This window comes from Emergencia sp. (assembly GCF_048465375.1).
Taxonomy (GTDB): Bacteria; Bacillota; Clostridia; order Peptostreptococcales; family Anaerovoracaceae; genus Senimuribacter.
In genome coordinates this window covers 78,160-104,643 of sequence record NZ_DBFWLQ010000017.1, presented here as the reverse complement: position 1 = coordinate 104,643, position 26,484 = coordinate 78,160, and the positions used below count along the sequence as shown (strand labels likewise).

Here is a 26,484-nt window from a genome sequence, read left to right as displayed (position 1 = left end):
TTTACGGAGAAATCGCAGATAGACAGACCGTGATTGCTGAGTTGCAGAAACAATAGTTGTTAAACTGGCAGTTACCACTACAAAAGTGGGACTGCCAGTTACGATTTTTGCAGCACGGTGTTTTTATGTTTATGCATAGTATTTAGTCAATTTGACATAAATGATCCCATAACAACTCTAAAAATCCCACTCACATCGGTTAGCCTTTCGTGTTTTGGTTACTTTCGATAACAAATTGCGCCTGAGGACGATGACTAAAAGTGAAAAAGCAACCAACATTTCGAATCTCGTCTGTTATTGCAGACTATCACACCTTGACGATGGTAATTTGGCATTTGTTTTTATCAGAATTTATGTCAGATGACCAAAAAAGTCACCAAAAACATAAAAACACCGTATGCAGTCTGGGCGGGAGGCATTCCAGAGGACTTTTATCTCGGCTCACTCCCTACAAATTCCCTTTGCAAAACCTGCCCGGACTGGTATAATCATTAGGTAGGAATATTTTGGTGCAATCGGAGGAAGGTCATGGGGAAGTTACTGAATTTTAAATACGCCTGTACCCAGGGAACGTATTGGATGTTATATGGAATCGTAGGCAGCTTTGCGTCTGTCTTTTTGCTGGCGCGAGGTTATTCCAATTCGGAAATCGGGATCATTCTAGCTGTGGCAAATGTGGTGGCGGTGGTTCTGCAGCCCCTGGTCGCTGATTTTGCTGACAGATCAAAGAAGGTTACGCTGATCGGCATGATTCAGCTGATGTCCATTATCATGATTTTGATGATGGCGGGACTGTGTGTCCTGCAGAAGAAGACCCTGGCTTTGTCGGTGATTTTTCTGATGCTCATCGCATGGCATACCATCCTGCAGCCTCTGGTCAATTCTCTGAGCTTCAAACTGCAGGAGTGCGGCATCCACATCAACTTCGGCGTGGCCAGAGGCGTGGGATCGTTAGCCTATTCTGCTCTGGTAGGCATTTTGGGAACCATGGTAGAAAATTACGGCGTCATGGTCATGCCCATCACTGGAGAAGTGATTCTCGTCATGCTGCTCATCAGCCTGGCTCTGACCAAGTCACAATATAACAAAGTGAAGACCGTCAATGCGGACAAAGGTCTCATCGACCTGGACCGAAAAGACGAAGGCATAGAAGAAATCAATTTGATCGACTTTATCAAGAGAAACAAGGTATTTTTGGTGGTGAACATCGGCGTCATCGGCGTTTACTTCAGCAACCAGGTACTCAACAACTATATGATTCAGGTCGTATCCAACGTGGGCGGCGACAGCGAGGATATGGGGCGCATCCTGTCTTTGATGGCATTTTTGGAGATTCCGGTCATGTTCTGCTTTGACAACCTGCGCAAGCACTTTACCTGCCAGCTGATGCTGAAAGTGTCAGCCGTGGGTTTTGTCGTCAAAATCGCCATGTGCTATATCGCGACCACGGTAACCATGGTATATATTGCGCAGCTGTTTCAGTTGATTTCCTTTGGTTTGTTTCTGCCGACCATGGTGCACTTCATCGATGAGGTGATGAGCAAAGGTGAAGCGGTCAAAGGCCAGGCGCTTTTCACCATGATGGTCACAGTGACGACGATGATTTCCAGTCTGTTGGGCGGAATCATTTTGGACCTCAGCGGAGCGAAGATGCTGACACTAGTCGCTACTATTGCGACGGCCATCGGCGCATTGATTATCATCGCATCAGTAGATCGGGTAAAGAAACAAGAGGACTATTAAGGGGTGATGCAACATGTCAAAGAAGGCGTATTCGCAGGAAGAGCGTATCGAGATCAGAGAAAAGCTGCTGACGACAGGCAGGCAGCGTTTTGCGAGACAAGGTTATCGCCATACGACCTTGGCGCAGATCTACGAAGAGGTGGGAATATCAAAGAATTTTTTCTACAGCTTTTTCCCATCCAAGGAGGATTTTGTGGCAGAAACCATGAAATCACAACAGCCTTTGCTTGTGGACATGTCAAAGAAATGCATGGCACAGCCGGGTGCTACCTGGAAAGACGGAGTCCGGCACTTCCTCGAACTGTGCATTGCTGGTGCGCAGACAGGGATTATCGTCATGTCAATCGAGGATCAAAACAGTGTTTTCCGCAATCTGAGTGCGGAAAATTTTGAGAACTTCCATCGTTTACAGGTGAGATTTTATCAAAGCCTTGCGGCTGCCTGGGGCCTTCAGATGGATGCGGAGACGGCGAAACTCTTCGGCAATATGGCGCTTTCCATCCTCATCGTCAACCGCTCCATGGAGGAATCTCTGCCTGCGTTCTTTCAAGAGGTGCGGGAGGAAACTGCCAGAGAGCAGATAGAAGGCTTAATTGCCCGCATGGAATGCCATTTTGAAAAACAGTAGTCGAAGATTTATTATAGAATCAGACTTAGAAAGACCCTGCCTATTGCAAAAGAGGCAGGGTTATTATATAATCAGCTTAAGGAAAAATATTTTTAAAAAGTTTTTAAGTAGAAGTGGAGGTTATGATATGGGAATTTTCGGAAAAATATTCAAAGGACCTGAGATCGATCAAGGGAGAAGTGAAGACAGCAAGAAAAAGATGAGGGCGCTGTTCAACAATGTGGTGCCGGAGGGAGATAGATACCAGGTGCTGGCTGCATATTCCGAAGACACGCGCCGTTTTAACTATGGTCTGGTTCACGGCAGCAAGTCCACCTTTACCAGTTTGATCATCGGATGGAAGGAAGAGGACCCGACAGTGGTCGTCGTACCGACAGTACCGGATTTATCGGGATGCGGCGATGCAGAAATCTGCCGTCGGGAGGAAATCAAGAAGGCCTATCGCATGAAGTACCCGACAGATGCTTTTATCATCTACCCGAACAGTAGAAAATATCTTTCTATTTCCGTCTTTGACTGGCTGGAGGACGACAAGCTGTTCATTTACGTGGACCAGGAGGCGGAGATGAATGCCTTTGCTGAGTTCTTCAAAAACAGTTATGCGACAAAGTAGAACGCGATGGATATCAAAGTAATCGCCGCTGTCTTTCTGGCGCTGGCCGTCGTCTTTATCATCGGCCAGATCTGGTTTCATCTCGTAGATGGAATTTTGAAGGCAGTCAGGCGCACCTTTACAAAAAAGCAGACATGGTACCCCTTGCCTGATGAAGAAAAAGAAAAAATTATTGACAAACGATAATTATATGGTATGCTTGAATTAAGAATTATCGTAAAACAATAATTAATGAGCAGGAGGTCACCATGAATCAGGATATTTTTACTTTTCCTTTCGGCCAGATCGGGGAAGCCTTGCGCACATTGTCGCTGGCAAGTGCAGCGGGAAATATTGCAGCGACGGCTATTTATCTGTTTATCTCTATCGCACCTGTGCTTTACCTGGTTTACAGAGTTGCCAGGCAGAAAAAGGAGCCAGATGCAATCGACATTCTTCTGATCATGATGTCGGTGATGCTCTTCATCATGATGTATTTCATGGTAAATCCGGGCTATATCAACAGTGGCCTCTATGGAGCGATGCCGGGTAAGGGCGCAGCTCTCGCCATGACCTTCTGGTCCATGGCGGTGGGCTATGCGGTGCTGAAATGCATGAAAGCATCAGCAGGCACTGACGAAGAGAAATTGGCAAAGTATCTGAAGGTGATTTTGATCGCAGTCGCGGCAGTCATCGGCATCAACATGATTTTGGGCATTTTTACGGAGGTGATACCGGCAGCAAGAGGCGTGAAGGAAATTGATCAACAGCTGAACAGTGACTACAACACCGCCCTTTTCCTCTGGATCAAGTATTTCGCCGATAAAGTTCCGTCAGTTTTAAATATCGTGGTCATCATCCATGGAGTCAAGATGGTCGACCAGCTGCGTTTAGACCGATACAGCCAGGCGACCATTGCTGCAGCAGAAAACCTGAGCCGGATCTGCCGCATCTCTGTGACGGTGATGATTCTGACCTCCATCGCCGTGAACCTGTTTCAATTCTTGGTTTGGACGAAAGTATACAAGGCCAGCTATGTGGTAGACATTCCGCTCCTTTCTATCGTGCTTTGCATCGCTGTCCTCCTTCTGGCAAAGTTTTTCGCATCTGACAAGGCGATGAAGGAAGATCACGACATGATTATTTAGGAGGCAGCGATGGCAATCAAAATTTATTTAGATGCGGTGCTGCGGGAGAATGACATGACTGCCAAGGAGCTCTGCAAACTGGTGGGCATTACGGAGGCCAATCTGTCCATCCTGCGCAGCGGCAAAGCCAAGGGCATCCGCTTTCACACCATAAACAGAGTCTGCTATTTCCTGCACTGCGATGTAGGAGATATTCTCAAATTTGACGGCGTATTGGAGGAAGAGGAAAATGAATAAAAAAAGATATTGGGCAGCCTTGAGTCTGGTTCTGCTGGTTCTGCTGCTGACCGGCTGCAGACTGGCAGATAAGGACAAAGGCCAGACCAGCGAAGACCTTTTGATCGGATTCTTCGTGACGCTGGATTATGTGGACAGCGAAGACGAAAATAGACGGGAGCGAGGTCCAATCTACGGTACAGAGAAGGGCGATACGTATCAGTTCGAGGATTTGAAAGGTTATGGCATGTACTTCAAGATGTATGATGGCGCGGTCGGCGGAACCAGCGATGAGGAGATCAGGGATCTTAAAATAGGCGGAGGAGATCAGTTCAGCCTGGAGGGCACTTTGTATGTGGAAAGCGGAAAGAAGCACTCCATGTATGCAAACGCGGTCTACCAGACATCGGACGGCAAGGTCTATCTGATGCCGGGGCAGACTGGTGCAATGTTTGACGCTGAGGGCGGCGCATTATATCAAGATATGGAATATGAGCCTAGTGAAGACTTCAAGACCAAGTACGGAGAACTGAAAAAGTTCAGCTACAAGGTCAACATGAAGGGGGCGGCCAATTTACAGAAGATCGTTATCAAACAGTTCGACAAAGGAGACAACGTGATTGCAGTCACGACTATGGATGCGGATTCTATCAAAGAAGAGGTCAAGAAAGTGAAGGCGGCCAGCTATATCATGGTCGAGTATCATACCGAGGGCAAGGTGGAACGGAAAATCTGCGAAGGCGATACTATCGAATACGGCCATACGAAAAAAGACGGCGTCATCGTTATAAAAGATATTACAATTGTTTAAAATAGATACAAAACCCGCGAATTGTTTATTGGACAGCAGCGGGTTTTGTCGTATACTTATAAATAGGAATGAATTGTTTTTGAAAAGGGAGGAAGACAATATGGGAGTAAAAGATAAATTAACCGTGATGGGATTAAAAAAAGTCATTTCTTATGTAGACAAAGATCCCGATAAGAACATCATGAATATCTGCCAGTGGCTTTTGAAGCACGACATCGGCGGCGACTCTCTGACTCCTCAGGTAAAGGTTATCAAGCACTATATGGAAGACCAGGACAGCAACTGGTACAAACTGGTCAAAAGTCTCTGGACGGACTGTGATGATGGCATCAGGCGTAAGATGTTTGAAAACTTCATCATCAATGCGGGTATGCTGGGACCGAAACAGCAGCTAAAGGTGAAGCAGGAACACGGCTGCAATGTGCCGTGGGCGATTCTCTTAGATCCGACCAGCGCTTGTAATCTGCATTGTACGGGATGCTGGGCGGCTGACTATGGCAATCAATTGAACCTGACCTTCGAAGAACTGGACAGTATCATCAGACAGGGAAAAGAAATGGGAACTTACATGTATATCTATACAGGCGGAGAACCCCTGGTGCGTAAGGACGACATCATCAGGCTCTGTGAAAAACACGACGATTGTGCTTTTCTTTCTTTTACCAATGCGACACTGATTGACGAGGACTTTGCAGATGAAATGCTGCGGGTTAAAAACTTCGTACCAGCCATCAGCGTAGAGGGATTTGAAAAAGAGACTGACGATAGAAGAGGCGAGGGGACCTATCGGGCTGTCATCAAAGCCATGGAAATACTCAAGAGGAAGAAGCTGCCATTTGGTGTCTCCTGCTGCTATACCAGCAAAAACGCGGAGACCATCGGCAGCGAGGAATTCATGGATCACCTGATTGCCCTTGGTGCCAAATTTGCCTGGATTTTCACTTATATGCCCGTCGGTAACGGCGCAGCGTGCGAGCTTCTGGCCAGACCGGAGCAGCGCAAATTCATGTATGACCAGATTCGCAAGTTCAGAGAGAGCAAGCCGATTTTCACTATGGACTTCTGGAATGACGGTGAATATGTGGGCGGCTGTATCGCTGGCGGCAGATCATATCTCCATATCAACGCCAACGGGGACATTGAACCGTGTGCGTTTATTCATTATTCTGACTCCAATATCAGAGAAAAGACCTTGCTGGAGGCCTATACAGAACCGCTGTTCATGGAATATCACGACAACCAGCCGTTCAGCGACAACATGCTGCGGCCTTGTCCGCTCTTGGACAACGACGGGAAGCTGGCAGAAATGGTCCATCGCTGTGGTGCTCACTCCACAGACGTAGAATCGCCAGAGGATGTAGACATGCTCTGTGCAAAATGCAGCGAGGCAGCGGCAAAATGGAAACCAGTAGCCGATGAAATTTGGGAAGAACATCCCCATCATCTCTATCAGGGACCGAGAACAAAAGAAAACGAGACAGCATAAAAAAATCAGAGGGAGTTTAGCCGTCAGGCAGACTCCTTTTTTAATACGTGAAAATAAAAAACAGTAAGGTACTTGACAAAACGTATTAAAGGTCGTATAGTGATTAGTAAAGTAGTTGACTATTTGTTTGTACAAAAGGGAGGTAACATAAATGAGTGATATAAAAAATGAAGTCTATGAGTGTCTTTTACAGCTCCAGTGGATTCTGCACCGCAGACAGCTGCACAACTTTGGAAGCCGCAGAACCTCGAGAAACCCTCGCAGGGGTCAAGGACGAATCCTGGCAATTTTAAAGATGAAACCGGAGATCAGTCAGAAGGAACTGACATATTTGTTGGATATGAGCAAACAATCCGTAGCAGAAATTCTTGCAAAGCTTGAAAGGAGTGGATTTATCGTGCGCGAACCATCAGAGAAAGACCGTCGTGTGTCAGTCGTGAAGCTGACAGCAGAGGGTGCAGCAGCTGCAGAAAATTTGAGTGATGAACCGGAGGACATGACAGGATTGTTGGATTGCCTCAGTGATGAGGAACTGCAGACGTTCCATCAATATCTGAAACGCATTCTCAAAGAAAGTGAGAATCACATCGGCGATGCGGATACATTAGCACAGCGCAGAAAGGCGAAGGAGGCATTTATGAGAGAGCATCGGAGACATTTTGACGGACGGAGGCCCTTTACTGCTGATGAAGAGATTGGTTATGGGGATTGGTCGGTCTTTGACTTTGGAATGGGATTTGACGGAGAAGGACATGAAAAAAAGGATGATGAGTAAGTGAGATGTATGAAAATGTCAAAATTGCGATTTGAAGCGTTTAGCGACGGAGTGATGGCCATTGTTATAACGATTATGGCACTCAACATCCCGCTGCCGGAAGATTTCACTGGAAAAAGCATCATGAGATTTGCATACACAATCATGATTTTCTTTGTAAGCTTTGTCGTAGTGGGCGCACAGTGGACCAAGCATCACTGGCTCTTTGACGCCTGCAACGAAGTTTCACAGAAGGTAATCTGGAGAAATATCTTATATTTGTTTTTCCTCACGCTTCTGCCGCTGTTTACAAAATGGATTATGGAGAATCCCAAAGAGGTTGCGCCTGCCATAGCCTACGATTTGGTATATCTGGCCGTTTTTTTTACCTTTCATCTGATGCATTCCTGCGTTATGAAAGAGAGCGGCATAATTCTTGACGTTAGACCGCGACGCAGACAGATCAAGTGGGCAGGTCTGTTTCTTATGATAATTGTTCTGGGCACTGCCGCAATTCTGGCTCTGTCGTTTTTCTTTCCGACGCTCTCTATCATTTTCTTTGTGGCGTTGCCGGTGGTTTCGTCGCTGCTGAACCTTTGGAGCGAAAAAGAGCACCGTGCAATAGAAAAGAGAAAAAAGAATATCGCACGTCTTTCAGCCAATCTTTAATCTGCTTTCAGTGTATGCCGGAGGAAGATTTAACATAAACTTAATTGAAAAGGATCGTTGTGTATGAGATGATAAAAGAAACACAGCTGACATTTATCAGAGGAGGACTAGAGATGATTAAGACTTATGTTTTGGATACCAATGTGTTGATACAAGCACCGGATGCAATTTATAGATTTAAGGAGAATGACCTGGTGATACCACTGATGGTTTTGGAAGAACTGGATGGATTAAAGAAAGCTGAGGGCGAAAAAGGCGTCAATGCCAGGGCGTCGATCAGGGAATTGGAACGGCTGAGACAGACTGGCGATTTGCTTGCAGGCGTGCAGTTGAAAGACGGCGGCAGACTGCGCATTGAATCCAACTGTGTCAATGTAGAGCTGCCAGAGGAACTTCCGGATTCTAAGATGGATAATCGCATCCTGCGAGTGTGCAAAGCATTGCGGGACAATGGCGAAAACGCGGTTCTGGTGACCAAAGATATCGTTCTGCGTGTTAAGGCTGCGATCATCAATCTTCCCGCTGAGGATTTTGAAAGTGAGCAGGTAGTGCAGGGGGAACATCAGTATACGGGAAGAATTACTTGCTATGCGCCGGAGGATAAGTTTAAAGAATTCTCCAAGAAGGGTATGGGCAGAGACAGCCTTTACCAGGTGGATGAGGAAGGAAATGCCTTTTCGCCTCAGCTCTATGAAAATCAGTTTGTCGTCATCAAAGCAGATCAATCGCAGAAAAAGACGCAGTTAGGCAGGATTGAAGGCGATAAAGTTGTTCCATTGAAATACAAGAAAGTAAAGCCTTACGGCGTGGAGCCGAGAAGTGCAGGGCAATATTTTCTGCAGGAGGCTTTGATGATGCCAAGTGACAAAGCACCGTTAGTTATCGTCAAGGGCATGGCAGGAACAGCAAAGACTTTTTATTCTCTGGCTGTAGGTCTGGAAAAGACGTTGAACGGCACAGAGGGTGAATACAGGCGGATTTTAATCAGCCGCCCTAATGCACAATTTGACGATGACATCGGGTTTTTACCAGGAGATGAACAGGATAAGATTGCCCCACTCCTGAGGCCGATTCTGGATAATCTGGAACAGCTGATCGACTCTGATGAAGAGGAACGATATAAAAACGAGTTGGAACTCCGAGGAAAGGTTGACGAAGTCTTTGACCGGGGTATCATTCAGGCTGAGGCGCTGAACTTTATTCGCGGCCGCTCCATCGTGAAGACCTATCTGATTATCGACGAAGCGCAGAACACTACGCCAAATCAGATCAAAGGCATTATTACTCGCGCTGGCAGAGGCACAAAGATTGTTTTGCTGGGCGACCCCTTCCAGATTGACAAACCCTTTCTCGACGAGCGCACCAATGGCCTCAGCTACGCTGCCGAACATATGAAAGGAAGTAAATACTGCTGCCAGATCACCATGACCGCCGATGAAGGCGAACGCTCTGATTTGGCAATGGACGCAGTGGAACGATTGTGAGTTTTATTTACCGGCAATACAATGAAACGCAGTCCGTGATGGACTGCGTTTCGGTTTTTTAATATAGGAAATGTCAAACAACGTACCTTACGAAGCGTCGCTTCCCCTCTTGCGGGCGATATGTGTGCATAGACATCTTTGATTCCGTCATTTCCAGGTTTTTACGGTTACAGCATTTTCACCATGTCGTACCAGACCGCACCGCCGTGAACAGACGCGGACAGGCCCTGGTTTTCGAAGCCGAACTTGGCGTAGTAGTGGATCAGGTGATCTTTGCAGGTCAAAGCCATAGAGGTCATTCCCTGCTCGCGTGCCGTTTCGATGGCACCGTGAAGCATTTGTTCTGCAACGCCGCAGCCCCGGCAGTCAGCAGCGGTCATGACATCGAGAACTGCACACACTGTTCCTCCGGGTACTCGTTCCATCTCGAAAATATCATCATTGATGACGGCGGCAGCCATGGGAATCATACAGATGACACCGATGATTTTTCCTTCGCTCTCACCGACGATAAAGTAATCGGGGTAGTTTGCAAGACGCCAGGCATATTTTTCACGCGAAGCCGCTTCCTCAGGCGGAAAACTTTCTGCCTCGATTTCTGCAATTCTGTCCAGATCCGCTGGATGCGCTTTTCTGACGTTCAGTTCCATATCAATAACCTGCACTTTCTTCTACCAAAATAACTTCCATTTCGCAGGACATCATTTTTTTGTAATGGATGACCATGGCGTTACAGATTCTTCCTTCGCTGCTGCAATCGTAGCAGTGGTCGCCTTTGACTGCGCAAGGAGTTTTGCAGTTCAGCCGTTTTGCGTTCAGTGGTGAAGCGGTGTTACGGGCGCGGTCGATGGCCTGATGGAGGTTTTCGCAGATTTTGTTGGAGCCGACGATAAAATAGACTTTCGCATGTCCGTAAAGGGTGGAAGCCAAGCGGTTGCCTGCACCGTCGATATTGACTATCTCACCCTCTTCGCTGATGGCATTGACTGAGGAAAGATAGATGGCAGTGTTCATCGCTTTTTTTCGTGTGTCGTCTACCGTTAAACCGTCTGCAGGATGCCAGTGCCAGTAGACCTGGTTGTGATCCGACAGGGTTTTGAAAGAACCCATTTCTTCTATCGTCATAGATCCGCCGATGCCGACAGTGGTGCTGTCAATCTGCTGGTTGAGATAGCGGTCAGCCTCTTCCAGTGTTGAGAAGAGCGAGACCTGGTAGCCGTTTTTTTCTAAAGACTGTGCTGTTTTTGTGAGATTCATAGTGTAGTACCTCCTTGGAAATATGGCAGTTATATATTCTCCAAGTATACCATAAAACAAGGCGAGGCTGCAATTGAATGTGGTCTATAAGAAAAGATGTCCCACGATGGACGCCAGTGCGACGATACAAATCACGCGTTCAATCCAAATAATAAAGAGCTTTCCCAGCGAGACCTCGATATTGCTGGGCAGGATGCAGGGAATCGTACCAGTAAAAAAGACAATTTCGCCAATTGCAAGGACACCTACAACAAAACGGGACACGATGGAAGCGGCGCTGGATGCTACGACCATAGAGGTAACCGGTTCTGCTACAGTAATTGCAGCAGCCTGAGCGACTGCCATCTCGTCAGGAATCATGGTCAACTTGGTCAATGGGTAAAACAACCAGGCGACGTAGTTGAAAACGTCAGTGAAATTGACCAAAAGCAAGGTGATGGTCCCCAAAGACATCATCAAGGGCAGCAGATTCATTATGGCAATCATCCCGCCTTTAAAGTTGCCCCAGAGACTGATAAATAGATTCGGGGCGTTCTGTGCTTGAATCAGTCCTGCGTTCCAAGCCTGTTTCAGCAGACTGCCTTTTTCGTGAGCTTCTTCTACGTACTCAGTGTTTTCCCAGCATGTTTCCGATACCTTGCAAAGAGGCCAGAGACGCACGGTGATGGCTGTCGTCAAAAAGGTGATAATCAAGGCTGACCAGAAGAAGAGACCCCAATGAGGCATCAAGCCCAGCAGATTGGCGGCGATGACCAGGAACGGCATGGACACTGTAGCAAACCCGGTCACAAGGATTGCAGCTTCTTTATGTGTGAATTTTCCTTCACGATAGAGGTTGTCAGTAGCTACGATGCCTACAGAGAAGCTGCCGATAAAGGAGGCGACTGCGATGATTGCCGCCCGACCCGGCAGTTTCCAGAGAGGACGCATGATGGGTCTTACCAAGACGCCGAAGAAGTCGAGAATTCCATAGTCTGTGATAAAAGTCAGAAGCAGGCAGCCAATCGGTACGGTCAAAGCGCCGGGAATGATCACCTTTGGAAACAGCATCTCAAAGACTGCTGTATTGACCGCATCTGAACATAAGGAGAATGCCCCTGCGATGGCACATAAGACGCCGATGAATTTTAATAGGGTAAAAATCACATCCATAGCTGACCTGTTCCAGGTTTTGTTGATGAAGGGCAGGACTGCTCCTGCGACGATGATTACCAGGGAGATAGCCAGGGCTGTTGTGGGCAGGTTGGTAGAAATCAAAGTAACCAACTGGTCAATCAAAATCGAGTGTCGGCCGTTTACTGTGACAGGAACGAAAAAGAGAATCAGGCCTGCTCCGCTTCCGATGAAAAACTTAAGTATATTTTGATATTTATGTTCCATTACGTGCTCCTTTCTATTGGGCCACTCTGAAGATTGTTATCCCAGATAGACGCCCTGATCCTTCAACTGTGCCTGTACCTTTTTAATGTCTACATCTCTCGCTTTCACCCCATCTGCAGCGGCAACAGCAGCGGCGACGCCGGCGGCCTGCCCATATGCAAAGCAGTGCGTAACCAGGTTGGTCATGCTGTTGACCGTCAATTCTGAAGAGAAGCATCTTCCGGCAACCAGAAGTCCGTCTACTTTCCGTGGAACCAGTACGCCGTACGGGATTTTTGAAGGGATCTGTGGCATAGCGGGGTTGACCGTGGAGGGAATCACGGCAATGTGGCTGTCACACTCCTTTTGACCATACAGATCCTCCATTTCCAGATGATGAAGACCCAAAACCCGGCGGCTTCCTCTGGTACCCAGTTGTGGTGCGGTGTCATAAAGCCAGATATTTTCCAGTCCGGGGATGTTGTTTGTGCGAATATAGTCCATGACGTCGATGATAGTTCTTCTGACCAAAGTCTCAACGGCAGTGACATCCTTCACTTTAATACTGCTGTAACCGAGAACCCAGTTATCTACCCAGACCACGTCATTTCTCGATGTTGGAAATATTTTCAGAGCGTATCCGGCAATCTGCTGTAAATTCTCCTCATGCTTTTTTAACTGCTGCGGGTTTGTTGCAGCGTAATCGGCATAACGTTCATAGTCTGCACCACCGAATCTGTATACCAGAGCCAGTGAAGCCGTTCGGCTGACATCGTGAAGGATGTCTGTGTCTCTTGAAGCTGCCTGCATGCTGGACAAATCGATTTCGAACTCGGCACCGGCAGATGCGAAAATGTCTCCATCGCCGCTGCAGTCGATAACGGTCTTCGCCATAATAGCCTTACGGCCCTCCTTACTCTCAAAGCATACACCTGTAACTGTACCGGTATCTGTAATCGCTCTGCAGCAGAGGCTGTGGAGGTATAGGATGACACCGGCTTCCTCCATCATTTGTGAGAGAACGATTTTCATCAAATCTGGATCTACATATCCTCCATAACATACCTCATCGTTCCAAGTCATGTTGAAATACTTTTTCCATTTTGCCATGTGAACTGGATCTTTAGAACCGGTAATGGATTGGTCAGGCCCACAGACGCCGCCAAGGGCAGTAAGACGTTCCATGATTTCCAGCATGATACCGCGAATCATAATGGTTTTTCCTGCGCTCATGGATGGGATTAAGATCACTTCGCCTCCGGTAGGCATTCCGCCCAGCTGTCCATATCTCTCCAAAAGCACAGTCTTGGCACCAGCCCGGGCGGCGGCAATGGCAGCAGCACTTCCGGCTGACCCGCCGCCTACTACCAGCACATCGGCCTCCTCCAAGATTTCAATATTTCGTTCTTCTTCTAAATAATACTTTTCCATAAAAACTCCTCCTTGCTTTTTTCTTAATTAGAATATAGATCAAAGTAGTGATAAAGGGAAATACTAAAAAAATCATATAGTTATAACTTTTTAGTTATTTTATTTGAAGGACTGACTCGGTTATGTTATGATGACCTCAGAGGTGACATTTATGAACAAAAAAGATTATATGTATTTTCGAGAAGTGGCAAAATGCCTCAATTACACGAAAGCAGCTGAAAATCTGTATATCTCTCAGCCGGCTTTGACAAAAAGAATTGGAGACATCGAAAGAAAATTGGGGATTACATTATTTTATCGCACAAAACACAGCGTATCCCTTACACCTGCCGGCAGAATTTTGCTGGAAGAGTATCCAAAGGTTACCACCTGCTTTGAGAATCTGATGGCTAAAGCGAAGCTGGCAAATGAAGGGAAAATTGGGACCTTAAGAATCGGCCTGCAGGAAGGACAGAACTTAGATGAAGATTTGGTGTACGAGCTAAAGAAATTTAAGGATAAATATCCAGATATCGAGGTGATAATTGCCTGTTATCCATATAATCAACTGCTGAAAATGCTGGAGACTGGCGAAATTGATTTTGGCTTTTCCCTTTACTTTGATGCTGCCGACTACAACGTCCTAGAGGTCAAGGTAATCAAAGAGATGGAAAGCTACATCGTCGTTTCTGCCGATAATGAGATGTGTACTTCCGATGAACTGAATTTTGAAAAGTTGAACGAGCATACGCTGCTGATTGTGGGCAGTGGCGTAGTTTCATCTGGCGCATGGTTTGTAAAAAACCAATGCAGAGAAAATCAAATCAATCCTGCGAAAATCAAATTGATTGACCGCTATTCCACTCTGCATTTGCTGCTGGTTTTAAACGAGGGCTTCGCCTTCATGAATCAGAACACTTGGTTTACGGACTCCAAGCTGCGCTTTTTCCCGATGCCCCAAGGAAATGCTGTGACGCGGGTTGCTTCTTGGCGAGGAAATAACGATAATCCGGTTTTGTCGATACTTCTAGAAGAAATCCATCTTTTTGGCAATTGACTCCGACAAATTTTGTCAACAGGCATCGTCTGGAAAAGGATTGGTCTCTTTGTCCGTTAAAAAACGTCTGTGATATTTCAGCTTGGCATATCGGAGTACTTTTTGCAAATAAACAGTGTTATAAGCGCCTCCTACTGCGCCTACGATAGGAATTCCTTGTAAGAACTTCAGATAAAGCAGTTCCTTGGACATGGTTGCGGAAGTGACTTTTATCTGCCTGACTTGATCGTAGTCGACGGGCCAGACCGACTGTTCGATGTATGCGTTGAGTTCTTTGTCTGCCTGAACTAAATCCTCACCATAAGACAAAGCGGCTTCGACGATTTTTAATACAAAATATTTTTCTGCGGGTGTGTCATAGCTGTAGCCGAAGTTCAGTGCCACTTCATAAATGCTCTTGAGGAGAACGCCAACGAAGAGGGGGATATCGGGAAGACCGATGCCCAACGCGCCCAAGCCTACGCCTTCTACACTGGAGAGCAACAGGTTTTTGGTGTTGGCGGTATCGGTTTTTTGGGAAAATTTTCGCAGTGATTTTTTGTCCTCTTTTAATTCAGCAGCATAAGCATTGATTTTAAATTGCCTTTCCAGTTCGTCTTTCCTATACGTCTTTTCAATCATGCCAGTGCCTTTTTCAAAGATCGCTTCAAAGGCTTTAGCGAAAGCGGCATCGAGTGTACCCTGCAGTTTTTCGGGAATCTTGTCTTCCAGAAGCTGGTTTAGCCTGCTGTCCTTTTTGTGTGTCCCTTTCTCAAGAAAGGCCTTTTCTTGCTTGAGCAGCCTGTTCCATTCTTTTTCCCTCGGTGTGATTTTCACTAGTATAAACCCCCTTTTTGTGATAAGATATCATATGATTCCCTTTGGAACAGAGAAGCACATGATGCAATGAACGTCTCATTGCGGCAACGCCGATAGAAATTAATACGTTCATTATACCATTATATAAATCAGAAAGTGAGGAATTTACATGAAATTTACGATGTATCACAGCTGTATTACAGTTTTAGACTTAGAGAAATCTATAGCGTTTTATGAAAAGGCCCTTGGCCTTTCGGAAATCAGACGTATGGAAGGCGGCGATTACAAGATTGTCTTTATGGGAACGGAAGGAAATCCGTGTCAGTTAGAACTGACCTGGTATGCGGATCGGAAAGAGCCTTATGATCTGGGAGACAATGAAATTCATGTTGGTTTTAGAGTGGACGACTTTGATGCTGCCAAGAAGTATCACGAAGAGATGGGCTGCATCTGCTTTGATAACTCTAATTTCGGTGTCTATTTTATTGAGGATCCAGATGGATATTGGATGGAAATTATTCCAACCAGATAAAGAAGAATATAGAATATGATAAACCCCGCTGAACACCAGTTAAACTGGAAGGGCGGGGTTTTATATTGGATAGAAGCCGAGCTTTGACCCCTCGCAGTTACGCAGAATCGGCAAAAAGGCCGTTTCTATTATGCAACCTAGGTCTGAACTCCGGTCAATGCGTAGCGGGCCCGAGCCTTGACCCTCGCAGTTACGCAGAATCGGCAAAAAAGGCCGTTTCCGTTGCGCAGGCTCTGTCTAAACTCCGGCTGATGCGTAACCGGGCCAAGCCTTGACCCTCGCAGTTACGCAGAATCGGCAAAAAAGGCCGTTTCCGTTACGCAGGCTCTGTCTAAACTCCGGTTGATGCGTAACCGGGCCAAGCTTTGACCGCCGCAGTTACGCAGAATCGGCAAAAAAGGCCATTTCTATTATGCAACCTCGGTCTGAACTCCGGTCAATGCGTAGCGGGCCCGAGCCTTGACCGCCGCAGTTACGCAGATAGGGCGAAAAACGCCGTTTCCGTTACACAGGCTCGGTCTGGAACCTAGCCAATGCGTAACTGGCCCGAGCAGAAACGCCCGCAGTTACGCAGATAGGGCGAAAACGCCGTTTCCGTTACGCAGGCTCGGTCTGGAACCCAGCCAATGCGTAATCGGGCCAAGTCTTGACCCCTGGGCTGGCCCCAAAAGTTGGACTTCATAGCAAAGCTTTTTTTCTGCTTGGCTGTCTCCTTATGCTGCCTGCAGGCCAAAAAGTCTCGCCGCCGCAAAAAATATAAAAAACCTATTGACAAACTGTTATATCTGTATATACTGTATATATACAGTGAAACGACAAAGGAGGCCAAACTTTGGATATCATTATCAGTAATTCTAGTAGTCAGCCGATCTATGAACAGATTTGCACACAGATTAAGAATCAAATTATTTCAGAAAAGTTGGCAGAAGGGGACGCCCTTCCGTCAATCAGGTCGCTGGCAAAGGACTTAAAAATCAGTGTCATTACGACAAAGCGTGCCTATGACGAACTTGAACAAGAGGGGTTCATATATACAGTAGCCGGAAAGGGATGCTTTGTGGCAGAGAGAAACGTGGAGCTTATCAGAGAGGGGAATCTCAAAAAAATAGAGCTTCTGATGGAGGAGATTTTAGCGCTGGGAGCGTCATGCAACTTGAACAGCAGTGAACTGATTGAGATGTTTCGATTGATGTCTAAGGAGGAATAGGAATGGGATACGAAAATGCTATAGAACTAAAAAATGTGACAAAAGAGTTTAAAGGATTTAAATTGGATAATATCAGTTTTGACCTGCCGAAAGGCTGTATTTTGGGACTGGTAGGAGAAAACGGAGCTGGAAAAAGCACAACGATTAACCTGATCATGAACGCACTGAAAAGCGATAGCGGAGAGATTTCCGTCATGGGAGTTGATAATAGTTCTGAAGATTTTGCTAAGTTGAAAGAGGACATCGGGGTAGTCCTGGATGAAGCATATTTCCCAATTGTCATCAACGCCGAAGTCGTGAACAAAATGATGAAAGCAACCTATACCAGATGGGATGAAAACGTCTTTTTTGACTATATCCATAGGTTTGATCTGCCTCTCAAAAAGCAATTTAAGGAATTTTCCAGAGGTATGAAGATGAAACTTGCAATCGCAGTGGCGCTTTCCCATGACCCGAAGCTTTTGGTCCTGGATGAGGCGACCAGTGGATTGGATCCCATCGTGAGAGATGAAATCCTTGAAATCTTTTACGATTTTACGAGAGATCCAGAACACTCCGTTCTGATTTCCTCTCATATCCTCAGCGACTTAGAGAAGCTGTGCGATTATGTAGCATTTATTCATAAAGGAAAGCTGCTGTTCTGTGAGGGAAAAGACGAACTGTTGGAGAAATACGGCGTCGTCAGATGCGCGAGAAGCCAGCTGGCGGATATTCCGCCAGGAGCAGTCAAAGGTAAACGCATTAGCGAATACGGCGCAGAGTGCCTGGTGGAAAGAAACCTGGTTTCAAGTTCCTTTAACATTGAAAAGGCAAGTGTTGAAGACATAATTTTATATATGGTGAAAGGGGATAAATAAAATGAGAGGACTTGTATTAAAAGATTCCTATGTATTGCTGAAACAAATGAAGTTATTCGGCGTATTGATGCTGATTATGGCGGTGATACCAAACACGTTTACACGGGGGTTTGCGATCATGTATGCGTCGATGCTGCCGATCACAGCAATCTCTTTTGATGAGCAGGCGAAATGGGATTATTATGCAAATATGATGCCTTATAAAAAAAGAGATATGGCTTTATCTAAATACATCATCGGTATTATTTTTACTTTGGTGGTCTGCGTGGTTGAAGTTTTGGCGATTATTGTGACAGCCGCCGTCAAAAACCAGTCGTCTGCCATCATGCAGGAAAATCTGATGATTGTTCCTCTCGTAGCTGCTGCCGCCATGATTCTCATGTCAATCAATCTCCCCCTCATTATGAAAATGGGTGCGGAGCGAGGACGAATGGTGTATATCCTGCTTACAGTCTTCGTGGCTGTAGCCGTGGTAGGCTCTGTAGAAGTTGACAGCCCCCTTTGGCAGTTGGATGAGAACCTGATCATGATAGGGCTTGTGGTGATTGCCATTGCAGCATTATTGATATCCATGGCGATTTCAGTCAAAGTATACAACGGTAAACGCTCCTAAGTTTATCTACAAAAGCGAAGACCCTTCGGGGTCTTTTTGTAATTCTTAAAAATTCTTAATTCTCACGATATCTATATATTTTTTCAGTGATACGGTATAAAATGTATGTGCAAGAGGGAACAGAAAGGACATTTTTATGGAACAGAACAGAATTTTAATTGTTGATGATGACCCTAATATCAGAGAGGTCTTGTCAGTTTTGCTCGGAAGCGAAGGCTATTCTGTGGACCAGGCGGAAGATGGAGAAGAAGCCCTTAAGAAAGTAGATAAAGACAAAAATATAGACTTAGTAATATTGGATATAATGATGCCTGGGATGTCTGGCGTAGAGGTCTGCGCATACATCAGAAAGAAGTCTCCCGTTCCGGTGCTTTTCCTGACCGCAAAATCGCAGGACCAGGACAAGGTAGAAGCCTATACCGAAGGCGGCGACGACTATTTAGTGAAACCTTTTTCACAGACTGAACTGCTGATGAAGGTCAAATCTTTGCTGCGCCGTTACAAAGAATATCAGGGGAAATCGGCGCCAAAGGCCATACCGACCATCGGCGGCAATATTTCTATCGACACGAAGACCAGATCGGCACTGAAGGGCGATCGTAAAATCGCTTTGACAGATAAAGAATTTGATATTTTGCAGTTTTTTATGGAACACAAGGGTGAGATTGTGGAGAACAAAGACCTTTACGAAGGCGTTTGGGGAGAAAAGTATCTGCCCTCCGCGGGGAACACCATTATGGTACATGTACTGAATCTGAGAAAGAAGTTGGAAGAAGACGTGAACAATCCAAAGATCATCAAAACCGTATGGGGAAAGGGGTATAAGGTTGAATAGAAAAAAACGATTTATTTCTCTCAATCTCAAAATGACTGTAGCGATTCTGGCAGGCATTGTATTGGCATTTTGCATGTATCTTTTCTGCACATGGTTTGAAACGCATATTACCAATACCTATTACACCAGCGATAAGGCAGTAGAGAAAAACGTGGGGGCTGTTTATGACAGCCTGGAAAGTTACATAAAAAAATATAATGTCGAAGCTACGGATCGGGACGCTCTGACCAATTGGCTGAATGAACAGAAGTATACATATTTCTTCATTTATAATGACGATACCAATGTCTTTGAAAAGGGGTGGTGGGGTAATTCTAATTCAGACAATCAGAATGATCCGCTGGCAAATGAAGATGCGCCGATCAACAATGATTTAAGCAGTGCCGACATCAAAGGCGACAGAGTAACGGAGGATACGTTTCTCACTGATGCCAAGAACCGCATTATCGAGTTTGCAGACGGCAGATATTATGTATTTATTGACGTGTATAAGGAGCAGCATTTTCATGAAATTATGGTCTTGGTGACTGTGGTGCTTTGCTTTCTCGCGTTACTTACGACATTGCTGATTTATAACAAGAGGACGATGAACCGTATCATTACATTGGCTTCAGAGGTACAGCAGATCAGCGATGGAAAGCTGGATTACGAAATTCATTCTTTCCATAATGATGAAATCGGGACACTGTCCACCAGCGTGGATAATATGCGGAATTCGATTATTCAAAAGCATCAGAACGAAAAAGAAGCCTGGGAGGCTAACACGCAGCTGATTACGGCGATGTCCCATGATATCAGAACACCCCTCACATCCATGATTGGCTATCTCGATATCATCGAAGGAAAGAAATACAAATCACAGGAGGAACTGGACAAATACATTTCTTCCTGCCGTGACAAGTCTTTCCAGCTGAAGGATCTCTCGGATAAATTGTTTCAGTATTTTCTGGTCTTTGGCAATCAGGGCAGTGACAGAACCCTGGAGAGCTATGATGCCGGCATTCTGTTCCAGCAGCTGCTGGCGGAGCATTGCGCGGAGGCAATCAGTTACGAGTATCGAGTGGATTTCCAGTATACGATACCGGAGGAAGTCAATGTGATGACAGATATATCCGGTCTGCGAAGACTTTTTGACAACGTGTTTTCTAACATTATGAAATACGCCGACAAAAAAGAAGTTATTCGCATAGAGGCGGGGCTCAACGGCTCCATCATTAAAATCATCATTGAAAATCATATTCTGGAGCAGGCGAAGAAGGTCGAAAGCACACGCATCGGTTTAAAGACCTGTGAACGAATCTGCAGCGATTTGCAGGGAGCGTTCCGTTATACGGAGGATGAACAGCTCTTTACTGTAGAGGTCACTTTTCCCATAGCGATAGAAACGAAAGACGACGTAGAAGCAAGGAAAGAAAGAGAGGAGTCTTAATTGAAGAAGATAATTGTTTTTGCAGTAACCGCAGTTTTACTGTTGGCATTGACTGCCTGCGGAAATCAGAACGATTCTGTAAAGTGTGTGAAAGCAGTAGAAGCGGCGTTGGAGAAGGTGGAATCCGCCGATATTGATACGACAGTCAACTATGATGAGGACGCTTATGGCGAAAATTTTGAGAGATTGTATAATTTCCCAATAGAACAAGCAGATGACGGCGTCATCGCCTATGCTTCTAGCGGAGGCAGTGCTGACGAGATTTCTGTCGTTCACGTAGCAGACAGCAATGATGTGAGCGGCGTAAAGAAATATATGGAAGCCAGGCTGGAGAAGCGATTACAGGATTTTCAGAATTATAAACCGGAAGAAGTTTCTAAAATTGAAAACGGCAGAGTAGTCGTGCAGCAGCAATATGTAATGCTAGTTATTTCCAACAAAGCTGATGACATCGTCAGCGCAATGAGAGAGGTATTGAGTTAAAAGGGAGCAGAGAATATGGAGAAGAAGAGCAAGATATTGATCATTGTATGCGTTATCATGCAGTTGATTTTAATCGTGGGGGTAGCCGCGTTGTTTATACAGAATACAAAGCTGGCGGACACCGTAAAACAGTATGTGGCATCAAATGGAGATATTCACGATATTTACGACGACAGCGAGGTGGTAAAGGCCTACCAATCCGGCGACGAAGATGGACTCAATGAGCAGGACAAATACGTTTTGAAGAAAGCGAAGGAGGTCATCAAAGAAAATATCAAAGACGGGATGACGGACTATGAAAAAGAAAAGGCAATCTACGACTGGCAGGTAGAGTATGTGGCCTATAACGATCAAAACCTGGCACCAATTTCAGCAGGCGATCAATACAGTCATTTGCCTTATGGTGTTCTCAAATATCATCAGGCTATCTGTGTAGGAAATGCGACGACTTTCAAGTTGTTCATGGATCTGTTAGGCATCGAAAATCAAATCATTCATTCTACCGAAGATGGTGAACATGCGTGGAATCTGGTAAAGCTGGATGGTGACTGGTATCACAGTGACGTAACCTTTGACGGAGGAATCAACGGAAAGCCGGCTTATACGAATTTTAATGTACCTGACAGTGTGAAAGATGACGGAAGTTATCCATGGAATCACGAGGTGATTCCGGCAGCGGATGGCACGAAATACTGTTACCTTGCCAACGAGGCAAAAGAACTGAAAGATATCTATGCACTGCCCAAATACATAAAACAACAACTGAATAAAGGCACGAAGACAATCACTTTTACGTTGAAGGATTCTACTGGATACACCCAGAGTGTAGCTGACTATATCACGTCAGCGCTCGCTACAGGGGACGGGGATATGTACACGAACCCGACGCTGCCTATCGGCTCTAAAAACATCTATGTGATTTCAGTAGAGAACTATGACGATCAGAATGCCGATGAGGCGAGTCAGAAAATTATAAACAAACTACAGGAGATTATCGATGGTCTTCAGTAGCACTGTATTCTTATTCAGCTTTCTGCCAATTATTTTGCTGGTCTACTATCTGTGCCCCGCAAGGTGGAAAAATCTATTTCTTCTGACAGCCAGCCTAGTTTTCTACGGCTGGGGGGAACCGAGGTATATTGTGGTCATGACGCTATCCATTCTGTTCAACTATGGATGCGGTCTGGCAGTCGATAGAATAAAAAACAAGCATAAGTCAGCGCGGCTTATGCTTGCTTTATCAGTGGCAGGAAATCTTTCCCTCCTAGGGTACTTTAAGTACACGGACTTTTTTATTGAGAATATCAATCAATTGGCAGGGACTTCGATTGGTCTGCTGCAGCTGACATTGCCCATCGGCATTTCCTTCTATACGTTTCAAGCGATGTCTTATGTAATCGATGTCTATCGAGACAAAGCGCGCCCGCAGCGAAACATATTGGACTTCGCAACATATATCACCCTTTTCCCCCAGCTTATCGCAGGACCGATTGTCAGATATGTTACCATAGAAGAACAACTGAAATCCCGGCATTGCAGCCTTGCACAAGGGGCGGAAGGGATACGCAGATTTATCATCGGTCTGGGCAAAAAGGTGCTCCTGGCAAATCAAGCTGGTCTGCTCTGGACGGAAATCTCCGCGATGGACTTGAATCACCTGCCTGCAGTGACTGCCTGGCTGGGAGCGATTGCTTTTACCTTTCAGATTTACTTTGACTTTTCCGGTTACTCGGATATGGCTATCGGTCTGGGGAAGCTGCTGGGTTTTGATTTTTTGGAAAACTTCAATTACCCATATGTTTCTAAAAGCATCACGGAATTCTGGCGGAGATGGCATATCTCCCTCAGCACTTGGTTTAAAGAATATCTCTATATTCCTCTAGGCGGGAACAGAAAGGGTCTAGGCAGGCAATGCATCAATATTCTGATTGTATGGGCTTTGACGGGATTCTGGCACGGCGCCAGCTGGAACTTTCTCTGGTGGGGGCTTTATTTTGGTGTACTCTTGATTTTGGAAAAAGTATGGCTGCTGCAATACCTGGAAAAAATGCCTGGCTGGCTGCAGCATCTCTACGCCCTGCTGCTCATCGTTTTCGGCTGGGTGATCTTCGCGGAGACTTCGGGGCTGTCTTTTCTTGCTTACCTCAGGTCCATGCTGGGCAGTGGGGGAATAGGGGATCAGAGGTCACTTTACTTTTTAATGTCCGGGGGCGCCGGACTCTGCATTATGGCGCTGGCCTCTACCAGGCTGCCTGGGCGGTTTGCCGAATGGTGCCTGAAATGGTTGGAGGAGAAACCAATCCTCTATGTGACAGTAAAAAATCTCTATTTCCTATTGATTCTCTTTCTGTCAACCGCTTTTCTCGTAAGCGATACGTATAATCCGTTTCTCTACTTCAGATTTTAGGAGGCAAGGACATGAAGAAAATAGATAATCTGACAACAGTGATTGTTTTCTCGCTGTTTCTGCTGCTCCTTGGTGCGGGGGGATGGGTTTTGAAAGACAAAGCTTTTTCTGCCAATGAGAATCGTGTTTTACAGCAGAGACCGGCGGTGACGGCGGAGGCTCTTTTATCGGGGGAGTTTGAAGAGGCATTTCAAAAATATCAAGACGACCAGTTTCCCTTCCGCGACAGTTGGATAACCTTGAAGACTGCGACCAAACTGGCTCTGTTGAGCAAGGATTTAAACGGCGTATACCTGGGTAAAGACGGCTATCTGATTGAGAAAATATCGGATGAAGATGCAGACCAGGAGTTGTTTGCTTCCAACCTGCAGGCAGTCAAGGCCTTCTGCGAGAAGCTGCCGACGGGACTTTCGAAGTCTGTGATCCTGGTGCCGACGACAGCTGCGATTATGAAAGAAAAACTGCCGGCGGGGGCAGCGCCCTTTGAAGAAGGTGCTTATGCCAAGGCGGCGGCAAGGCAATTGCAGTCTGCCAACTATGTGGACCTGTACGACGAGTTTGGCAAAAAGAAAGATAGAGCGCTCTACTATAGGACAGATCATCACTGGACGACGGAGGGCGCGATGCTGGCTTACGACGTGTGGAAGCAGTCCATGGGGCAGTCTGGTATTTCTTTGAAACAGCTGCATAAAAGACTCCTGTCTGATGATTTTCAAGGCAGTCTTTATTCTAAGGTGTTGTGGGATGACGGAACTCGGGATCAAGTGACCGCCTATATAGGGGAGCGCCAGATGCATAGCCGTGTAATTGCCGATGGCCAGACCTTAGGCGGTATGTATCAGGAGCAGTTTCTTAGGGAGAAAGATAAGTACGCGGTATTTTTCGGCGGAAATTATGGCAGCGTAGAGGTTGATACGGGCAATCAGAACGGAAAGCATCTCCTAATCATCAAAGATTCTTTCGCAAACGCCTTCGCCCCTTTCGCCGCGGAAGATTTTGATAAAGTTTTCCTGGTCGATCTTCGATACTTCAGTGGGAATCTGTTGGACTATGTGGAAGAACATCATATCACCGATGTGTTGATTTTATATAGCATGTCTAATATGATAAAGGATAAAAATATTTCTGCATTGAAGAGCGGAGGGAACATTCTTTCTTAAATACAGCGTAGTCTTTGCAATCAAAAACTGCCCCCGGGAAGGGCAGTTTTTGTGCATAGGAACCTTCGATTCCGTTTTTATATCTGACTCGTATATGGTTTATCAAAGTTGATAACGACGAAATAGTTTTCGTCTACGGCTTTGATGGCTTTTTGGAATGTATCATGTATCTCTTTGAATGACAGTTTGCAGTCAGAAGCCACTACCGCATCAAAGATGACGTTGGTATGAGTTGGCCCGGCGACGATTCGCAGATCGTGGATATTAGAAACTCCGTCGATTTGTGAGGCGACTTCGCCAGTCAGCTGCACCATTTTTTTGACTACCGGATCGTTGGTTCTGACCGGATCCAGATGACCGGTAATTTCGATGTGCAGTTTTTTTGCCATTTCTCTTTCGATATTGTCAATCATATCGTGGCTCTCCATCATATCGGCGTCTGCGTCAACTTCGATATGAATGGAAGCAAAAATCCTGCCCGGCCCGTAGTTGTGTACGACCAGATCGTGAATACCGAGGACCCCGCCATAGGATAGGGCCATTTCACTGATAGCGTTTACCAATTCAGGGTCGGGAGCCTCTCCCAGCAGTGGACTCATGGTCTCTTTGACCAGGCCGATGCCGGACCAGATGATGAACAGCGCAACCAGGCAGCCCATGTAACCGTCAATCTGCAGTCCCGTTAACTTGCCGACGATGATACTGATCAGCACCACAGTGGTTGCTATTACGTCGTTCCGACTGTCGGTACCTGTAGCTGTCAAGGTGAGAGAGTTGATTCTTTTGCCGATGTTGATATTGAACATCGCCTGCCAAATCTTGATGGCGATGGCCAGCAAAAGCACGATGACGATGGACCAACTGAACTCCAGCGGAGATGGATGCATGATCTTGTCGGCAGAGGATTTGATTAACTCAATACCGACAACCACGATCAGCACAGAGACGATCATACCGGAGATATATTCGATTCGGGCATGACCGTAGGGATGTTCCTTATCTTCAGGCATAGAGGACAGCTTGAATCCTGCCAGCGTGATGATGGAAGAGGATGCATCGGCAAGATTGTTGATTCCGTCGGCGATGATGGCAATGCTGCCGGCGATGACTCCCACGAGGATTTTGGCAGCACAAAGTATGACATTTGACAAAATGCCTACGATGCCGGCGAATTTTCCATAACGTTCACGAACCTGCGGATCCTTTGTGTTCTCGTAGTCTTTGACAAATATACGGCAGAGAAAATTATTCATTTCTCATGGCCTCTTCCATCGCTTTGATCAACTGGTCAGGACATGATGTAGATTTGAATCCGCATTTGATGCCGGAAAGCTTTTCTTTGATTTCCTCATAGGTTCGTCCTTCGACCAAGGCGCTGATGCCCTGCAGGTTTCCATTACAGCCTCCGTGGAAAACGGCATTTTTCAGGACATTTCCCTCCATATCCACGTCAATAAATACGGAACAAGTACCTTTCGTCTTATATCTGTAAGCCATGTTCACTATGTCTCCTTTCTTTTTTTCAAACAATACAAGTATAACACAAAAA

The 26,484-nt window shown here is 45.9% G+C and carries 29 protein-coding genes; 22 read left to right on the top strand and 7 right to left on the bottom strand.

What is annotated here, in order from left to right; all coding sequences use genetic code 11:
- The first annotated feature begins 528 nt into the window (after nt 1-528).
- The 11 genes from ACMQ5W_RS11935 (at nt 529) to ACMQ5W_RS11885 (ending at nt 9,531) form a co-directional block, all read left to right on the top strand.
- Nucleotides 529-1,743, top strand: coding sequence for an MFS transporter (locus tag ACMQ5W_RS11935; protein ID WP_419025353.1), 1,215 nt, complete (start codon nt 529-531; stop codon nt 1,741-1,743).
- A 13-nt stretch (nt 1,744-1,756) separates the two neighbouring features.
- Nucleotides 1,757-2,371, top strand: a complete 615-nt coding sequence (locus tag ACMQ5W_RS11930) for a TetR/AcrR family transcriptional regulator (RefSeq protein ID WP_419025352.1) — start codon at nt 1,757-1,759, stop codon at nt 2,369-2,371.
- Nucleotides 2,372-2,498: 127 nt separating this feature from the next.
- Complete coding sequence (locus ACMQ5W_RS11925) at nt 2,499-2,984, top strand: hypothetical protein (RefSeq protein ID WP_419025351.1); 486 nt, start codon at nt 2,499-2,501, stop codon at nt 2,982-2,984.
- A 6-nt stretch (nt 2,985-2,990) separates the two neighbouring features.
- Nucleotides 2,991-3,170: a hypothetical protein gene (locus tag ACMQ5W_RS11920; protein ID WP_419025350.1), complete on the top strand. Its 180-nt coding sequence runs from the start codon at nt 2,991-2,993 to the stop codon at nt 3,168-3,170.
- Nucleotides 3,171-3,232: 62 nt separating this feature from the next.
- Nucleotides 3,233-4,111 (top strand): hypothetical protein, encoded by an 879-nt coding sequence (locus ACMQ5W_RS11915; RefSeq protein WP_419025349.1) that lies wholly within the window; start codon nt 3,233-3,235, stop codon nt 4,109-4,111.
- A gap of 9 nt (nt 4,112-4,120) precedes the next feature.
- Nucleotides 4,121-4,348: a helix-turn-helix domain-containing protein gene (locus ACMQ5W_RS11910; RefSeq protein WP_419025348.1), complete on the top strand. Its 228-nt coding sequence runs from the start codon at nt 4,121-4,123 to the stop codon at nt 4,346-4,348.
- A complete protein-coding gene (locus ACMQ5W_RS11905; protein WP_419025347.1) occupies nt 4,341-5,138 on the top strand; it encodes a hypothetical protein in 798 nt (265 codons plus the stop codon). The genes ACMQ5W_RS11910 and ACMQ5W_RS11905 overlap by 8 nt, the downstream gene beginning before the upstream one ends.
- Before the next feature lie 100 nt (nt 5,139-5,238).
- Nucleotides 5,239-6,624 carry a radical SAM protein gene (locus tag ACMQ5W_RS11900; protein ID WP_419025346.1) on the top strand — a complete coding sequence of 462 codons (1,386 nt, stop codon included), beginning with the start codon at nt 5,239-5,241 and terminating at the stop codon, nt 6,622-6,624.
- Nucleotides 6,625-6,775: 151 nt separating this feature from the next.
- Nucleotides 6,776-7,399, top strand: a complete 624-nt coding sequence (locus tag ACMQ5W_RS11895; protein WP_419025345.1) for a MarR family winged helix-turn-helix transcriptional regulator — start codon at nt 6,776-6,778, stop codon at nt 7,397-7,399.
- A 15-nt stretch (nt 7,400-7,414) separates the two neighbouring features.
- On the top strand, nt 7,415-8,047 hold the full coding sequence (locus ACMQ5W_RS11890; protein ID WP_419025344.1) for a TMEM175 family protein: 633 nt from the start codon (nt 7,415-7,417) through the stop codon (nt 8,045-8,047).
- A 113-nt stretch (nt 8,048-8,160) separates the two neighbouring features.
- Nucleotides 8,161-9,531: a PhoH family protein gene (locus tag ACMQ5W_RS11885; protein ID WP_419025343.1), complete on the top strand. Its 1,371-nt coding sequence runs from the start codon at nt 8,161-8,163 to the stop codon at nt 9,529-9,531.
- A 167-nt stretch (nt 9,532-9,698) separates the two neighbouring features.
- On the opposite strand, the gene ACMQ5W_RS11880 is transcribed toward ACMQ5W_RS11885, so the two are convergent.
- The 4 genes from ACMQ5W_RS11880 to ACMQ5W_RS11865 form a co-directional block, all read right to left on the bottom strand.
- Nucleotides 9,699-10,181 (bottom strand): GNAT family N-acetyltransferase, encoded by a 483-nt coding sequence (locus tag ACMQ5W_RS11880; protein ID WP_419025342.1) that lies wholly within the window; start codon nt 10,179-10,181, stop codon nt 9,699-9,701.
- 1 nt (nt 10,182) lies between these two features.
- Nucleotides 10,183-10,788 carry a lactate utilization protein gene (locus ACMQ5W_RS11875; protein ID WP_419025341.1) on the bottom strand — a complete coding sequence of 202 codons (606 nt, stop codon included), beginning with the start codon at nt 10,786-10,788 and terminating at the stop codon, nt 10,183-10,185.
- An 84-nt stretch (nt 10,789-10,872) separates the two neighbouring features.
- Entirely contained in the window at nt 10,873-12,168 is a 1,296-nt protein-coding gene (locus tag ACMQ5W_RS11870; protein WP_419025340.1) for a YjiH family protein, read from the bottom strand.
- Nucleotides 12,169-12,204: 36 nt separating this feature from the next.
- Nucleotides 12,205-13,578: an FAD-dependent oxidoreductase gene (locus ACMQ5W_RS11865; protein WP_419025339.1), complete on the bottom strand. Its 1,374-nt coding sequence runs from the start codon at nt 13,576-13,578 to the stop codon at nt 12,205-12,207.
- 151 nt (nt 13,579-13,729) lie between these two features.
- Between ACMQ5W_RS11865 and ACMQ5W_RS11860 the strand changes: the two genes are divergently transcribed.
- On the top strand, nt 13,730-14,614 hold the full coding sequence (locus tag ACMQ5W_RS11860; RefSeq protein ID WP_419025338.1) for a LysR family transcriptional regulator: 885 nt from the start codon (nt 13,730-13,732) through the stop codon (nt 14,612-14,614).
- Between the two features lie 15 nt (nt 14,615-14,629).
- Here ACMQ5W_RS11860 and ACMQ5W_RS11855 read toward each other — a convergent pair whose 3' ends face one another.
- Nucleotides 14,630-15,430, bottom strand: a complete 801-nt coding sequence (locus ACMQ5W_RS11855; protein ID WP_419025337.1) for an EcsC family protein — start codon at nt 15,428-15,430, stop codon at nt 14,630-14,632.
- A 151-nt stretch (nt 15,431-15,581) separates the two neighbouring features.
- On the opposite strand from ACMQ5W_RS11855, the gene ACMQ5W_RS11850 reads away from it, so the two are divergent.
- The 10 genes from ACMQ5W_RS11850 to ACMQ5W_RS11805 all read left to right on the top strand — a co-directional run bounded on the left by ACMQ5W_RS11850 (nt 15,582) and on the right by ACMQ5W_RS11805 (nt 24,935).
- A complete protein-coding gene (locus ACMQ5W_RS11850; protein ID WP_419025336.1) occupies nt 15,582-15,944 on the top strand; it encodes a VOC family protein in 363 nt (120 codons plus the stop codon).
- Between the two features lie 832 nt (nt 15,945-16,776).
- Complete coding sequence (locus ACMQ5W_RS11845; RefSeq protein ID WP_419025335.1) at nt 16,777-17,151, top strand: GntR family transcriptional regulator; 375 nt, start codon at nt 16,777-16,779, stop codon at nt 17,149-17,151.
- Between the two features lie 2 nt (nt 17,152-17,153).
- The gene (locus ACMQ5W_RS11840; RefSeq protein ID WP_419025334.1) at nt 17,154-18,008 is read left to right on the top strand and encodes an ABC transporter ATP-binding protein; all 855 of its coding nucleotides are present in this window, start codon (nt 17,154-17,156) and stop codon (nt 18,006-18,008) included.
- Between the two features lies 1 nt (nt 18,009).
- Nucleotides 18,010-18,621, top strand: coding sequence for an ABC-2 transporter permease (locus tag ACMQ5W_RS11835; protein ID WP_419025333.1), 612 nt, complete (start codon nt 18,010-18,012; stop codon nt 18,619-18,621).
- Between the two features lie 136 nt (nt 18,622-18,757).
- Nucleotides 18,758-19,456 carry a response regulator transcription factor gene (locus ACMQ5W_RS11830; protein WP_419025332.1) on the top strand — a complete coding sequence of 233 codons (699 nt, stop codon included), beginning with the start codon at nt 18,758-18,760 and terminating at the stop codon, nt 19,454-19,456.
- Nucleotides 19,449-20,885 carry a HAMP domain-containing sensor histidine kinase gene (locus ACMQ5W_RS11825; RefSeq protein WP_419025331.1) on the top strand — a complete coding sequence of 479 codons (1,437 nt, stop codon included), beginning with the start codon at nt 19,449-19,451 and terminating at the stop codon, nt 20,883-20,885. Before ACMQ5W_RS11830 ends, ACMQ5W_RS11825 begins: the two co-directional genes overlap by 8 nt.
- A complete protein-coding gene (locus tag ACMQ5W_RS11820) occupies nt 20,886-21,368 on the top strand; it encodes a DUF4358 domain-containing protein (RefSeq protein ID WP_419025330.1) in 483 nt (160 codons plus the stop codon).
- A 15-nt stretch (nt 21,369-21,383) separates the two neighbouring features.
- Entirely contained in the window at nt 21,384-22,379 is a 996-nt protein-coding gene (locus ACMQ5W_RS11815; protein ID WP_419025329.1) for a transglutaminase domain-containing protein, read from the top strand.
- Nucleotides 22,366-23,775, top strand: a complete 1,410-nt coding sequence (locus ACMQ5W_RS11810; protein WP_419025328.1) for an MBOAT family O-acyltransferase — start codon at nt 22,366-22,368, stop codon at nt 23,773-23,775. The genes ACMQ5W_RS11815 and ACMQ5W_RS11810 overlap by 14 nt, the downstream gene beginning before the upstream one ends.
- A gap of 11 nt (nt 23,776-23,786) precedes the next feature.
- A complete protein-coding gene (locus tag ACMQ5W_RS11805; protein ID WP_419025327.1) occupies nt 23,787-24,935 on the top strand; it encodes a DHHW family protein in 1,149 nt (382 codons plus the stop codon).
- 77 nt (nt 24,936-25,012) lie between these two features.
- On the opposite strand, the gene ACMQ5W_RS11800 is transcribed toward ACMQ5W_RS11805, so the two are convergent.
- Both ACMQ5W_RS11800 and ACMQ5W_RS11795 read right to left on the bottom strand, forming a co-directional pair.
- The gene (locus ACMQ5W_RS11800) at nt 25,013-26,188 is read right to left on the bottom strand and encodes a cation diffusion facilitator family transporter (protein ID WP_148491036.1); all 1,176 of its coding nucleotides are present in this window, start codon (nt 26,186-26,188) and stop codon (nt 25,013-25,015) included.
- Nucleotides 26,181-26,432: a TIGR03905 family TSCPD domain-containing protein gene (locus ACMQ5W_RS11795; RefSeq protein WP_148491038.1), complete on the bottom strand. Its 252-nt coding sequence runs from the start codon at nt 26,430-26,432 to the stop codon at nt 26,181-26,183. The genes ACMQ5W_RS11800 and ACMQ5W_RS11795 overlap by 8 nt, the downstream gene beginning before the upstream one ends.
- Nucleotides 26,433-26,484: the final 52 nt, after the last annotated feature.

Excerpts from the sequence above, each read along its gene's own strand:
- ACMQ5W_RS11925 (WP_419025351.1), top strand. The coding sequence starts at position 2,499 with ATGGGAATTTTCGGAAAAATATTCAAAGGACCTGAGATCGATCAAGGG.
- ACMQ5W_RS11860 (WP_419025338.1), top strand. The coding sequence starts at position 13,730 with ATGAACAAAAAAGATTATATGTATTTTCGAGAAGTGGCAAAATGCCTC.
- ACMQ5W_RS11835 (WP_419025333.1), top strand. The coding sequence starts at position 18,010 with ATGAGAGGACTTGTATTAAAAGATTCCTATGTATTGCTGAAACAAATG.
- ACMQ5W_RS11895 (WP_419025345.1), top strand. The coding sequence starts at position 6,776 with ATGAGTGATATAAAAAATGAAGTCTATGAGTGTCTTTTACAGCTCCAG.
- ACMQ5W_RS11830 (WP_419025332.1), top strand. The coding sequence starts at position 18,758 with ATGGAACAGAACAGAATTTTAATTGTTGATGATGACCCTAATATCAGA.
- ACMQ5W_RS11885 (WP_419025343.1), top strand. The coding sequence starts at position 8,161 with ATGATTAAGACTTATGTTTTGGATACCAATGTGTTGATACAAGCACCG.
- ACMQ5W_RS11805 (WP_419025327.1), top strand. The coding sequence starts at position 23,787 with ATGAAGAAAATAGATAATCTGACAACAGTGATTGTTTTCTCGCTGTTT.
- ACMQ5W_RS11800 (WP_148491036.1), bottom strand. The coding sequence starts at position 26,188 with ATGAATAATTTTCTCTGCCGTATATTTGTCAAAGACTACGAGAACACA.
- ACMQ5W_RS11795 (WP_148491038.1), bottom strand. The coding sequence starts at position 26,432 with ATGGCTTACAGATATAAGACGAAAGGTACTTGTTCCGTATTTATTGAC.
- ACMQ5W_RS11810 (WP_419025328.1), top strand. The coding sequence starts at position 22,366 with ATGGTCTTCAGTAGCACTGTATTCTTATTCAGCTTTCTGCCAATTATT.
- ACMQ5W_RS11915 (WP_419025349.1), top strand. The coding sequence starts at position 3,233 with ATGAATCAGGATATTTTTACTTTTCCTTTCGGCCAGATCGGGGAAGCC.
- ACMQ5W_RS11840 (WP_419025334.1), top strand. The coding sequence starts at position 17,154 with ATGGGATACGAAAATGCTATAGAACTAAAAAATGTGACAAAAGAGTTT.
- ACMQ5W_RS11890 (WP_419025344.1), top strand. The coding sequence starts at position 7,415 with ATGTCAAAATTGCGATTTGAAGCGTTTAGCGACGGAGTGATGGCCATT.
- ACMQ5W_RS11905 (WP_419025347.1), top strand. The coding sequence starts at position 4,341 with ATGAATAAAAAAAGATATTGGGCAGCCTTGAGTCTGGTTCTGCTGGTT.
- ACMQ5W_RS11880 (WP_419025342.1), bottom strand. The coding sequence starts at position 10,181 with ATGGAACTGAACGTCAGAAAAGCGCATCCAGCGGATCTGGACAGAATT.
- ACMQ5W_RS11900 (WP_419025346.1), top strand. The coding sequence starts at position 5,239 with ATGGGAGTAAAAGATAAATTAACCGTGATGGGATTAAAAAAAGTCATT.
- ACMQ5W_RS11870 (WP_419025340.1), bottom strand. The coding sequence starts at position 12,168 with ATGGAACATAAATATCAAAATATACTTAAGTTTTTCATCGGAAGCGGA.
- ACMQ5W_RS11935 (WP_419025353.1), top strand. The coding sequence starts at position 529 with ATGGGGAAGTTACTGAATTTTAAATACGCCTGTACCCAGGGAACGTAT.
- ACMQ5W_RS11815 (WP_419025329.1), top strand. The coding sequence starts at position 21,384 with ATGGAGAAGAAGAGCAAGATATTGATCATTGTATGCGTTATCATGCAG.
- ACMQ5W_RS11930 (WP_419025352.1), top strand. The coding sequence starts at position 1,757 with ATGTCAAAGAAGGCGTATTCGCAGGAAGAGCGTATCGAGATCAGAGAA.
- ACMQ5W_RS11875 (WP_419025341.1), bottom strand. The coding sequence starts at position 10,788 with ATGAATCTCACAAAAACAGCACAGTCTTTAGAAAAAAACGGCTACCAG.
- ACMQ5W_RS11850 (WP_419025336.1), top strand. The coding sequence starts at position 15,582 with ATGAAATTTACGATGTATCACAGCTGTATTACAGTTTTAGACTTAGAG.
- ACMQ5W_RS11920 (WP_419025350.1), top strand. The coding sequence starts at position 2,991 with ATGGATATCAAAGTAATCGCCGCTGTCTTTCTGGCGCTGGCCGTCGTC.
- ACMQ5W_RS11910 (WP_419025348.1), top strand. The coding sequence starts at position 4,121 with ATGGCAATCAAAATTTATTTAGATGCGGTGCTGCGGGAGAATGACATG.
- ACMQ5W_RS11865 (WP_419025339.1), bottom strand. The coding sequence starts at position 13,578 with ATGGAAAAGTATTATTTAGAAGAAGAACGAAATATTGAAATCTTGGAG.